Annotated in this window: 10 protein-coding genes; 7 read left to right on the top strand and 3 right to left on the bottom strand. The window is 35.8% G+C overall.

Features of this window, described 5'->3' with window-relative positions:
• The first annotated feature begins 42 nt into the window (after nt 1–42).
• The 4 genes from trpB to DD649_RS08780 all read left to right on the top strand — a co-directional run bounded on the left by trpB (nt 43) and on the right by DD649_RS08780 (nt 6,634).
• Nucleotides 43–1,233 carry a tryptophan synthase subunit beta gene (trpB, locus tag DD649_RS08795; protein ID WP_294106094.1) on the top strand — a complete coding sequence of 397 codons (1,191 nt, stop codon included), beginning with the start codon at nt 43–45 and terminating at the stop codon, nt 1,231–1,233.
• On the top strand, nt 1,233–2,039 hold the full coding sequence (gene trpA / locus DD649_RS08790) for a tryptophan synthase subunit alpha (RefSeq protein ID WP_294106091.1): 807 nt from the start codon (nt 1,233–1,235) through the stop codon (nt 2,037–2,039). Before trpB ends, trpA begins: the two co-directional genes overlap by 1 nt.
• Before the next feature lie 571 nt (nt 2,040–2,610).
• Nucleotides 2,611–4,755 (top strand): filamentous hemagglutinin N-terminal domain-containing protein, encoded by a 2,145-nt coding sequence (locus tag DD649_RS08785; protein WP_294106088.1) that lies wholly within the window; start codon nt 2,611–2,613, stop codon nt 4,753–4,755.
• 202 nt (nt 4,756–4,957) lie between these two features.
• Nucleotides 4,958–6,634, top strand: coding sequence for a ShlB/FhaC/HecB family hemolysin secretion/activation protein (locus tag DD649_RS08780; protein ID WP_294106085.1), 1,677 nt, complete (start codon nt 4,958–4,960; stop codon nt 6,632–6,634).
• 397 nt (nt 6,635–7,031) lie between these two features.
• On the opposite strand, the gene ompW is transcribed toward DD649_RS08780, so the two are convergent.
• Nucleotides 7,032–7,682 carry an outer membrane protein OmpW gene (ompW, locus tag DD649_RS08775; protein ID WP_294106082.1) on the bottom strand — a complete coding sequence of 217 codons (651 nt, stop codon included), beginning with the start codon at nt 7,680–7,682 and terminating at the stop codon, nt 7,032–7,034.
• A gap of 415 nt (nt 7,683–8,097) precedes the next feature.
• Here ompW and DD649_RS08770 point away from each other — a divergent pair, with 415 nt between their 5' ends.
• Entirely contained in the window at nt 8,098–8,850 is a 753-nt protein-coding gene (locus tag DD649_RS08770) for a YciC family protein (RefSeq protein WP_336430000.1), read from the top strand.
• Nucleotides 8,851–8,943: 93 nt separating this feature from the next.
• Here the strand turns inward: DD649_RS08770 and DD649_RS08765 are convergent, their stop codons facing one another.
• Nucleotides 8,944–10,761, bottom strand: a complete 1,818-nt coding sequence (locus DD649_RS08765) for a SulP family inorganic anion transporter (RefSeq protein WP_294106076.1) — start codon at nt 10,759–10,761, stop codon at nt 8,944–8,946.
• Nucleotides 10,762–10,987: 226 nt separating this feature from the next.
• On the opposite strand from DD649_RS08765, the gene DD649_RS08760 reads away from it, so the two are divergent.
• Nucleotides 10,988–11,545 (top strand): septation protein A, encoded by a 558-nt coding sequence (locus DD649_RS08760; protein ID WP_294106073.1) that lies wholly within the window; start codon nt 10,988–10,990, stop codon nt 11,543–11,545.
• Nucleotides 11,546–11,639: 94 nt separating this feature from the next.
• Here the strand turns inward: DD649_RS08760 and DD649_RS08755 are convergent, their stop codons facing one another.
• Nucleotides 11,640–11,828 carry a YqaE/Pmp3 family membrane protein gene (locus tag DD649_RS08755; protein ID WP_294106197.1) on the bottom strand — a complete coding sequence of 63 codons (189 nt, stop codon included), beginning with the start codon at nt 11,826–11,828 and terminating at the stop codon, nt 11,640–11,642.
• Nucleotides 11,829–12,128: 300 nt separating this feature from the next.
• Here DD649_RS08755 and yciA point away from each other — a divergent pair, with 300 nt between their 5' ends.
• Nucleotides 12,129–12,545, top strand: a complete 417-nt coding sequence (gene yciA, locus DD649_RS08750; protein ID WP_294106070.1) for an acyl-CoA thioester hydrolase YciA — start codon at nt 12,129–12,131, stop codon at nt 12,543–12,545.
• Nucleotides 12,546–12,641: the final 96 nt, after the last annotated feature.

Here is a 12,641-nt window from a genome sequence, read left to right as displayed (position 1 = left end):
CAATATATTATTAAATTTAATTGACGAAATGGATAACAAAAAATGAGCAAATTAGACCCCTATTTTGGTGAATTCGGCGGGCAATATGTCCCAGAAATTCTGATCCCAGCGTTGAATCAGTTAGAAGATGCCTTTATTGAAGCCCAAAGTGATGCCGCATTTCTAAAAGAATTTCATGACTTACTTAAAAATTATGCGGGACGCCCTACAGCACTCACCTTATGCCGTAATCTTACGGAAGGTACCAAAACTAAGCTTTATTTAAAACGCGAAGATTTATTACACGGTGGCGCGCATAAAACGAACCAAGTTTTGGGTCAAGCTTTACTGGCTAAACGAATGGGAAAAACTGAGATCATTGCAGAAACAGGTGCAGGCCAACACGGTGTTGCAACTGCACTGGCTTGTGCGCTACTCAATATGAAATGTCGCATCTATATGGGTGCAAAAGATGTCGAACGTCAGTCACCAAACGTCTTTAGAATGAGGCTGATGGGCGCAGAGGTTATCCCTGTACATAGCGGTTCAGCCACCTTAAAAGATGCATGTAATGAGGCACTAAGAGACTGGTCTGGAAGTTATGAAAATGCCCATTATCTGCTGGGAACAGCCGCAGGCCCACACCCTTATCCAACGATTGTACGTGAATTTCAACGTATGATTGGAGATGAAGCCAAACAACAAATCTTAGAACGAGAAGGACGTCTACCTGATGCTGTCATTGCTTGTATTGGCGGTGGCTCTAATGCAATTGGTATGTTCGCTTCTTTTATCCCTGAAGAGCAAGTTAATCTTATTGGTGTCGAACCTGCGGGTTTAGGCATTGAATCAGGCCAACATGGCGCGCCATTAAAACACGGTCGAGTGGGTATTTACTTTGGTATGAAATCGCCGATGATGCAAACAGATGAAGGACAAATCGAAGAATCTTACTCTATTTCAGCAGGTCTCGATTTTCCCTCTGTTGGCCCTCAGCATGCCCATTTAAACAGTATTGGACGTGCTGAGTATGTTTCTATCACGGATGATGAAGCTTTAAATGCATTTAAATTACTGTCGCGCAAAGAAGGTATTATACCCGCTCTCGAATCTTCACATGCTTTAGCTTATGCTTTAAAAATGGCTGAAAAAGAGCCAAATAAAGAGCAATTGCTAATCGTAAATTTATCCGGCCGTGGCGATAAAGATATTTTTACTGTGCACGATATTTTAAAAAGTAAGGGAGAAATCTAATGGAACGTTACACACAACTTTTTCAACGTTTAGAAAATAAAAATCAAGGTGCTTTCGTTCCCTTTGTTACTTTAGGCGATCCTGACGCTGAGCTTTCTTTAAAGATAGTTGATGCTTTAATTTCTGGCGGAGCAGATGCATTAGAAATCGGTATTCCCTTTTCTGACCCACTTGCCGATGGCCCAACGATTCAAAATGCCAATTTACGTGCTTTTAAAAGTGAAATAACACCAACAATTTGCTTTGAATTATTAAAACGAATTCGAGAAAAACATAGTGAAATCCCGATTGGTTTATTAGTCTACGCAAATCTTGTATTCAGTAATGGAATTGAAAACTTTTTTATTCGCTGCCAAGAAGCCGGCGTCGATTCAGTTTTAATTGCAGATGTCCCTATGAGCGAATCTAAACCGTTCCGCGATGCTGCTTTGAAGCATGATATTGCCCCTATTTTTATCTGCCCACCAAATGGTGATGATGCATTATTACAAAATATCGGGCAGCACAGTCGCGGCTATACTTACTTGTTATCAAGAGCGGGTGTTACAGGAACTGAGAAACGTGCTGAAATGCCATTAACCCATTTAATAGACAAACTTAAACAATACAATGCCGCCCCTGCTCTGCAAGGATTTGGTATATCTGAACCTGAACAAGTTGCTCAAGCAATAAAAAATGGTGCTGCTGGTGCTATTTCAGGTTCAGCTGTAGTTAAAATTATTGAGAATAATCTTAATAGACCCGATGTTATGCTAGCCGAATTAACCCAATTCGTTTCTAATATGAAGTCAGCAACTTTTAAATAATGTGTAAAAACCGTCAAGATAATTTGTTGGCGGTTTTTTAATTTAAAACCCTTTTTCTTCTCTCTAATTAAAAACCCCTTCATTATTCAAATACAAAATACACTATTTAAGGATATATTTAGTGTTTATTTAAAGTAGATTAATATTTTAATTCTATTATTGACAAGACCACTTTCACTCTCGATGAATAAACAATCAATTTAAACTAAAGCTTAGATAAAAAACATCATCAAGCAGTATAAATAACTAAACCTAATAACAAACAATAAATAACTCTTACTAATAGCATCTTATTATAATTTAAAGATAAGTATTAATTCATGCGTAATAATAACTAGAATATCCATATCGGAGTAATTGCAATGCAATGATTAATAAGTAAAAACTTAATCTTAATATATTTACACCTTACATTCTAATTATTGTAGGTATTTATGTTACATATATATTAACCATAGGACTTAAAAATAATTAATTTTTATTTAAATTACATTTAAAGCATAATTAACTGGCTGTAATGGAATTTAAGTATGCTATTTTAATTAATTTATAGTCTAATTTAGGGATATATATGAAACAAATTAACAATAAATCACTCAATAGCCCGACATTGAGAATTAAACCCGTGTTTTTAGGTATCTCAATTGTTTTAGGGCTCGTCTCTGTCGCTCAAGGCGCAGTCACTAATATTAATGGTGCTGCTGTTATTAACCAATCTAATGGCCCCACTATTGTTCACATCAAAGGGCCAAGTGCGGGTGGTGTTTCTCATAATATTTATAGCCAATTTGATGTTGACCAAAAAGGTTTAATTTTAAATAACAGTCAAACCAATACAAGTACTCAACTTGGTGGCCAAATCAACGGTAATCTTAATTTAAGCGGTGGGACAGCTAACGTTATACTCAATGAAGTTAACTCAAATAAAGCAAGTACCTTAGGCGGTATAATTGAAGTTGCCGGTGATAAAGCACAAGTGATCGTGGCAAACGCGTCAGGTATTACCTGTAACAACTGTGGTTTTATCAATACTGAACGAGTTACTCTAACGACAGGAAAAACACTAGTAGCTGGTGGTCAGGTTATCGGTTATAACGTAGAAAAAGGTCAAATTGTTATTAAAAATCGTTTAGTATCAGATTCTCCAACTGATATTATTGCTCGTTCAGTCGCCATAGGTGGAGATATTCGAGCGAAAGAAATTAATGTTGTTTCTGGTAACAACTTTGTTGATGCCGCAGGCAACTATATAACCAACGTTACAGGCGTAGGTTATGGCTATAGCGTTGGCATAGACGTTTCTTCAGTGGGCGGCATGTATGCAGATAAAATCACTTTAGTTTCCACTGAAAATGGTTCAGGTGTTAATAATGCAGGTATTATTAGCGCTGGCACTGGTGGGCTGACCATGAGCTCAGTTGGAAACTTATTTAATGGTAATAAAATACAATCGGCTGGTGCTATAAATAGCGAGTCTTATGCTTTTAAAAATCAATCAAGCATGACTGCAATTGATGATGTAAATATTACATCAAAAAATTCCAACTTTGATAACGTGAACGGACAAATCGCCTCATCAGGTGGTAGTATTAATTTATCTAGCGCTGGTACATTGAATAATTACGGTGGAGTCATCAATGCACAAAAAGATATTAATATTAAATCTGACCTATTAGTTAATACCAATGGAAGCATCAAGACAACTAAAGGTGATATTAATTTACGAGCCACTACCGGTATTCAAAACTATCATACACTCAGAAATAATGTAAACATTCCTGACAATAGAGGCATTGTTTCCGGTAATGATTTAGTTATCAATGCGGGCTATGTTTATAATAACAATTCTAATATTACAGGTCGCGATGTAACCATCAACGCTCGTAATTTAATCGATAATAGTAATAATTCAACAATAGTTGCTAAGCGCAAAGTTAATCTTGATGCAACGAGCATTAATAATAAGTCTTCATTAATAAAATCAACTAATGGAAAAATGGATATTGCAGCGGGCTATCAGATCGTTAACGATAGATATGCCTCAATTAACAGTGGTAAAGGGTTAACGATTAAATCAAATACACTGACTAACTCAGGTTCTATCATATCTGGTGCTGGTAAATCTGTATTTGATATTGTATACCTCACAAATGCTTATGGTTATATCAAAGGTTATAATTTAGACTTTAACAATCAAACTTTCTCTAATGAAAGTGGTCTTATTCAAGCCGAAAATGATTTGAATATAGAAACATATAACTTACTTAATCGAAGTTCAATTTCATTTAAAAACTATAGTTCTAATTTTGGGCTAGCAGGAACAACTGGTGGTTTAAAAGCCGATAATGGGTCCGTTGCTATAAAAGCAAATAGCTTAGATAATTACTATGGCGAAATTTCAGCTAATATCTCAGAACGAGGTAATACTAAAGGTGATGTTAGTATTAATTTACGAAATAACCTAGACAATCGTTATGGTAAAATAACAGGAATGAATACTGTTAAAATTAATGCTGATAAGCTTAACAATACATACTCAGGACTAATTGACGCAGGAAAAGATGCAATCATCGATGTATTCACTCGAATTGATAACGATCGTGGCAGAATTAGCTCATTAGGAACAACTAAAATTACTAGCCCAATAATCTATAATGGTTATAGTGGACTGATTTTAGGCATGACAATTATTCTTGATGGTAGAGTTTATAATTAATAATATATTCTAAGGGCCTAACCAGCCCTTTTCATTTTAATGAAAATTTATATTACTAATTTAAAAATGAATAACTATTTGTATATCCCTCACAAGATAGTTGCAAATTATAAAATTAACCATGTGGGTTTTAACTAAAATAGTAATTATAATATTAAGCTTAGGGGGAGCCCCCTATTTCTCTACTATATAAGTGGTGCCTATGAAGTTTCGTTATGTGCTATTATCTATTTCATTATTTCCTTTTTTTTCGTCAGGTAACCAACTACCTGTTATCGATCAACAAATTAACAATCAAATTAGTCAAGATAAATCTCGTCAGCAACAAACTCAGTTAGAAACTAAAGATACACTCAATAAAAAAGTGGAAAAGTCGAATAACATTTTAATATTCTCAGAAGAAAAAAACTGTTTTGAAATAAGACAGGTTACTTTAATAATAGAACCCAAGTTACCGTCTATACGGCCTCTTCAGATGTATGCAAATCAAGTCATCGGACACTGTATTGGTATCAACGGTGTCCAAACACTAGCGAAAGGTTTGCAAGATAAAATAATTAAAACAGGTTATATCACAACGCGCGTAACCATCCCCGAACAAAATATTGGTGATGGTAATTTAATACTTCAAATTATTCCGGGAAAAGTCGCAAACATAAAACTAACCGACGATAGTGATAAATACATCAATTTATCCTCTGTCATGCCGACTAAAAAAGGGGATATTTTAAATCTGCGCGATATTGAGCAAGGCTTAGAAAACTTAGAAAGAATACCAAATGCAAAAATTGACATAGAATTATCGCCTAGCAGCGAACTTTCAAGCTCAGACATCACTATTAAACGGGATAAATCACCACATTTCAATGTCGGCGGCTATTACAGTAACTCAGGGAGTAAACAAACAGGTAAAGACCAGATGGGCGTCACGCTGTATGGGAATAATCTCACGAGCTTAAATGACACACTCTATGTATCGGCAGGTAAAAACTTAAACAACAAAGCTCGTCATAGTTCAAATAACCAATCAATTTACTATGCTGTTCCCTATAACTATTGGCTTTTTTCTGTTTATGCTAGTCAAAGCGACTATAAGCAAACTATTAAAGATACCGTCATGAGCTACAAATACTATGGTGATAGTAAATATTTGAATGCGACTGCTAGCCATATCTTAGTACGTGGTCAAACTTATAAAGATACGGTATCAATGCAATTAATGAAACGAAAATCCAAATATAAGCTTGAAGATGTCACTTTACTGTCGCAGGAAAGAAACCTTACCAACATTAAATTAGGCGTGAATCATCGACAAAATATTGATAATGCAACCATCGATGCCTCACTAAATTACCAACGTAATGTTCCTTGGTTTGGTGCTGAAGAGAGTTGGGATATGAAATATGGTGATGTCAGTACACTAGGGCGAGTTATTACATTTGATGCCAGTGGCATGATCCCTATCGTATTTGATAATTTCGTCATGAGCTATAATCCACAGCTATTCCTACAATACTCCCGTGACCGTTTAACTATTCAAGACCAATTCTCTCTGGGAAATCGTTGGACTGTAAGAGGATTTGACGAGGAGTTTTCCCTTATTGGAGACAAAGGCTTTTATTTTCGTAATGAATTCAATTTTTATTTCCCTGGGATCTCCGTCTACCCGTACTATGCTATAGATTATGGACGCATTATTGGCGATATCTATCCTATAGGCCTTTATTCTGATGACCAATTAATCGGTACGTCCATCGGTATGAGAGGCAACATTAATATCTTTAGCTATGATCTCTTTTTGGGAACACCGCTGTATAAGCCTGATGAATATGAGACAAGTAGTGTCAATGCAGGTTTAAATGTTCAATGGTTCTGGTAGTCATCTAAAATCACATATTCAAAAATCTAAAGGGTTAATTTAATTGCGCCTCACATTAGATTAGCCCCTTCCTATTTTCATTTAACAGAAATTAAATCATCAATAATAATTTTCAATAATTTACCATTACATTTATCACAAAATGTGATTACTTTAATTAATTATTGCACAGGCTTATTTGTTTAATAGCTTTAATTCTGATTATTGTTCTCTATTTGGTAACTGTAAATTAATTGTTATTTTTCTTTTAAAATTATTTCAATATCCTGAAATAGTGATAAATAAAAATGATATAAATAAAACAAAAAATCCGAGAATATAAATACTCTCGGATTTCCTACTACACTCTAATCCATCAGATTTCAGGAAATATCCTGTTTTGCATCCTGCTAAATACTTAGAAGCGGTAACCAACACCGAACATAAATACAAACGGGTCTAGACGAGTATCAACTTTATATTGGTCATCACCTGCTTTAAATTTAACGTCAGTTTCAATATTCATCCACCAAACAGAGGCGTTTAACATCCAGTTGTCAGTTAACATATAGTCCATACCTGCTTGTGCGGCAAAGCCCCAAGAGCTAGATAAGTCTAAGTCACTTAAACCTGCTGTTTTACCTGTTGAGTTAAATTTTTCATCAAAAAAGAAGGTATAGTTAACACCGGCACCTAAATAAGGGCGCAGTTTGTCTTCTTTACTACCAAAATAATATTGAGCCATTAACGTTGGTGGTAAATGTTTAACTGTTGCAATATTTCCTGTTGGACCAGTACCAACTTTATGTTCAAAAGGTGTAGCTGCTAATAATTCCACACCAATATTATCGGTGATCATATAACCAAAGGTTAAACCTAATTGAGTATTATTATTAGCATCAAAAGAACCTAAATTACCTACTCCTTTTATATCAACAGCATCTGATCCTGCATTAGGTCTTACGGTTGCAGTACCCGCACGAAATAAGAAATCGCCAGCTTCGTGAGCAATTGAAATTGCCGGAGCTAGAGTTGCAGCAGCTAAGATAAGCGCAGTGAGTTTTTTCATTATCAATCCCATTCCTGTATTTTTATTTTAGGCAAATATACCTTATTATATAAATTCATGTTCAAATCAAGATCACATCTTTTACTAATTTACAGACAACATAATAAATATGATTATATTATTTCATTTATATTTTTTTAAATTTTGATTTAAATCAATTTTTGACAAATAAGCATCGAAATATAAAATGATTTTTCATTTCATTATATTTCCGTCACGCTTATAACTTACATTTAAAATACATGTTAAGTGTATTTGATTATAAAAAACATTATTAACACCTATTTAGCGTGTTAATTTCAAATAACAATTATTGCTAACTCCCAGACTTTTCTTATCTTTCTCTACCTATGAGCAGGATACTCAGTTACAATTAGCTAAAATTATGATCTCATTTGTAGATAGGAGCAGTTAGATGTCCATTTCGGCCAATTCACTCATCAGTGACAGTATCAATTTTTTTAAAAATCAGTTGAGTGGCCTATCCACAATCGTACTGTTAGCAACTGCGGTTAGCCTGATTTTTTACGCTGTCATGATCCCAAATGAGCAAATGATAGGGGTACTTATTGAAGCGCAAAGTAAGCTAGTCGAAGCGGGCAATTCAGGCTTGCAAGACTGGGTACTTAGCCTTTCTGAAGCGGATAAAAGCAGCATTTTACGTGTATCTTTTGGGTTGATATTATCAGTAACACTCGGCAGTCTAGTATTGATTTGTGGTGTACTATCTTATATAGCAGGAATGTCTCAAGGTGAGGAAATGACGGGTACGCAAGCCATTGTATCGTCATTATCTAAAGCGCCATCCATGTTTCTGTTATTAGTGGTTTGCTCGCTGCTTATTCAACTAGGCATCACTATTATGGTGCTTCCTGGTATTGTGCTTGCCATTGGTTTTTCGTTAGCCCCAGCGATTCTTATCAGTGAAAAAACTAATCCATTTAGTGCTATGGGTAAAAGTTGGAAGATGGCTTATACCAATTGGCGAATTGCATTACCAATGGTATTAATCTGGATGGCGTCACAAATGCTAGTGAGTGTTTTACTCAGCAGTGTCCAATTAAATCATATTGTTGCTAACGGTATTTCGTTCCTAATAAATAATATTATTGCCGCTTTTGCACTAATTTATTTCTACCGTTTATACATGCTGATTAACAAAAACTGACTTAGCATCAATTCAAATATTCAGGGCACATAATAAATGCGCCCTTTTTTTGACTCACTAAATAACAATTTTTGTTTTGCTATTTTTTAAGAATTATCTGTCTTCATGTTTAATTTGTTCAGAGAGTGGCATAACACCATTACATTTTAGCGTACCCGCAGTTTGTTCTACCTCATCAATTACTCGCTCTTCTACTGCCTTTCTATCTTCTACACATTTTATTTGTATTTGCTGCTTACTCTGAATTAAGCGGATTGCAAAATAAATATCTGGCACAACTAATAAATCATCATCAGAACGTATAATTTTATTTTGTTCTAACCATCGATTAACGGAGGTACGCCGCCCTGCTAAAACCAGAGTAACCCCTTTTGCTTTCAATGAAGTCACAATGTCATTTAGGGCAGAAAAAACGCTAACATCATTATGCGTAAAGCTCACGGCAGCATCAACGATGATCCAAGCGGGCCTTTTAGGCTGATTATCTAAATGTTTATTTAAGCGTTCTTTGAAATAATTAACATTAAAATAAGTCAGCGGAGAATTAAAACGATAAATCAAAACGCCATCTACTGGTTGGATGTCATTACCCGGCGTTATAGAGTGCAACATGCCTTGATCATCAACACCTAAAAGCTGATCAGTCGGACGAAAAATAATACGAATAAATTGCAACAAACCTAATAATACCGCAAGCCCAACGCCACTAATAAGCCCAACGACTAATACGGCACACAGCGTAAATATGCAGAGGAAAAAAGCCTCGCGATTACGTTTACGCATTGAAAATATACTTCGGAAATTAATTAATGATAATGTCGAAATAACAAGCACCACACCCAATGCGGGCATCGGTATATAACCGAGTAAGTCCATAGAAAAAAGTAAAACAGCCAATATTGTTAATGCTGCAACTATTGAAACTAATTGTGTTTTCCCGCCCATCATATCATTAACAGCTGTTCGGCTACTTGCCGCGCTCACAGCAAAGCCTTGCGACAATGCCGAGGCAATATTCGCCAATCCCAAAGCACGTAATTCCTGATCAGCATCAACGGTATAACCATTTTTACTTGCAAAGCTACGCGCCGTCATCATAAAACTCACAAAGCTTATCACCGCAAGGTTTAAGGACGGAATGACAAGATCCCGAATTAATCCGGGAGGGAAATCAGGCATAGGGATTGATGGCAATCCATTACCAAGATTTCCAACAATACTCACCCCATATTGTTCAAGATTAAATAACAGACTCGCAGCGGTAGCTAAGACCATAGCAATTAATAATGAAGGCCATTTACTGCGAATTTTTCGAATCACAATCGTGATAGTTAATGTTGCCACTGCAATAATTAACGTTGGAATATGTGTTTGAGATAACGATAAAGGAAATGCAATTAAGCGCTCAATAAAACCGGAAGGTAGGGTCGTAATACCAAAAATTTTGCCCAATTGACTGACAACAATCGTCAATGCCACCCCATTGAGTAATCCTTGTAGAATCGGGCGAGACAAAAAATCAGCAAAAGTCCCTAATCGAAATCTTGCCGCAATTAAACACCAGACCCCCGTCATCAAGCTCATCACAATGATCAATTGCCACCGCGTATTGGCATCCCCCATTGCTAATGGGCTAACGGCTGCCGCTATTACGGCGCACGTTGCCGCATCAGGCCCAATAATAAGCTGTTTTGAAGTACCAAATAAGGCATAAACAAACATCGGCAATATACAGGCATATAAACCCACGATTGCATTAACACCCATCAGTTCTGCATAGGCGATGGCAACAGGCAATGCCACAGCAGCAACCGACAGCCCAGCCTTCACATCAGGCCCTAAGTCTGCAAGTTGATATTTGAACAGCGTTTCTAATCCTGGCATCCAGGCAAATAGCCTAGCTTTAATCATGTCCTGAAAAATCCCTATAAATTAGGTAGTTAAAATAATATACACACTATTTATATATCAACCGCACAAGTTAATCTAGAAGTAAGTCAAATAACAGTAAGATTGTGCAAATATAATTGGTAACAATGCGTGTTTATTGGTAAAAAGATGCAAACTTTTAACAATCCAAGCAAAAATCAGTTAAACTACTCCATTATCTTGACGTTGAGGCTATGTATTCACTGTTATGAAACAACTTATTGATTTTATTCCTTTAGTCATCTTTTTTATCGTCTATAAGCGATATGATATTTTTTATGCGAGTGGCGCCTTGATGGTTGCGACTCCTCTGGCATTACTTGCGACTTATCTGATCTATAAAAAAGTAGAAAAAGTGGCGAAAATTACCTGCGCTATTGTTATGGCCTTTGCCGCATTAACACTTATTTTCCATAGTGATGTCTTCATTAAATGGAAAGTAACTATCATTTACGGTCTTTTTGCTATCGCGCTACTAGTAAGCCAGTGGTTCACTGAAAAACCATTAATTCAAAGAATGCTCGGTAGTAATCAAGAAATTAAATTGGCTGATAGTTATTGGGCAAAACTCAACAGTGCGTGGGCTATCTTTTTTATAGTCTGTGCAATCGTTAATATCTATGTTGCCTTTTGGATGGCACAAGATATTTGGGTTAACTTTAAAGTCTTTGGTTTAACGGCTGGTACACTTATTTTTACAGTTCTCAGTGTGGTTTATATTTTTAAAAATATGACCAAAGAACCTGTAGAAGAACATAAAGAATAGGTTTTATAAATTATATTTAGCTTCGAAACATAAAAACCTGCTATTTAATAAAAGCAGGTTTTTTTATTTAGATGACAACATCATTATTCAGTCATTATCGACCAAACGCTTTATTTATCTTTTTATCGGTATTGTATTGAGATAATGCATATACCGACCATATCGCTGCGGGTATCCAGCCAATGAGCGTAATCTGTAAAATTAAGCAGATAATTCCCGCAAAAGGCCGCCCAATGGTAAAGAACTGAAACCAAGGTAGTAATAGTGCCAATATTAATCTCATCATGAATCTCCCTAATTATCTTTCATCGATAACATGTCATCTTTTTAGTATAGACAATCTAACCTGTTAACTAAATGTAAAAGACGTTTCTTGTTTTTTCTTTGCATTAATTTAGTTTATTACAGGAGGCGTTTGACACACTATAGTCAATATTGATGATTAACGTATATTCTTCATACAAAAATCATTTGGTTATAAATCATCGTGGCAGAAGATGTTGTTCTAGTTTACTATTGTCACTATAATTTGCTATAAAAGTATAATTATCCTTTAAATCATTATTTTAACTAAGAGTTGGATATGCAATTACCTAACGGGGAACTCGTCTTACGCACGCTGGCTATGCCTGCGGACACCAATGCAAATGGCGATATTTTTGGTGGTTGGTTAATGTCTCAAATGGACATTGGCGGCGCTATTCTAGCGAAAGAAATCGCACTGGGACGTGTTGTCACCGTCGCGGTTAATGGTATTAAATTTCAAAAGCCTGTTGCTGTGGGTGACGTCGTTTGTTGCTATGCACGTTGCGTAAAAACAGGTAAAAGCTCGATCACTATCAATATTGAAGTTTGGGTAAAAAAAGTGGCTACAGAACCCGTAGGTCAACGCTACCGTGCAACTGATGCCATTTTTACTTATGTCGCAGTCAATGACGACAGTACACCTCGTGAATTGCCAAAAGAAAAACAACATTTTCAGTTAGAAAGCTCAGATTAAGCTAGCTTTACGACTTGCAAATATAGCCATAAAATAAAAAATACCGCTGTGAAATAATTATTCACGGCGGTATTTTTTATTAAGAAAGTAATGGGG

Source organism: Providencia sp. (assembly GCF_003533305.1).
Taxonomy (GTDB): Bacteria; Pseudomonadota; Gammaproteobacteria; order Enterobacterales; family Enterobacteriaceae; genus Providencia.
The sequence above is the reverse complement of the archived record's forward strand: the minus strand, read 5'-3'. Positions and strand labels throughout refer to the sequence as shown.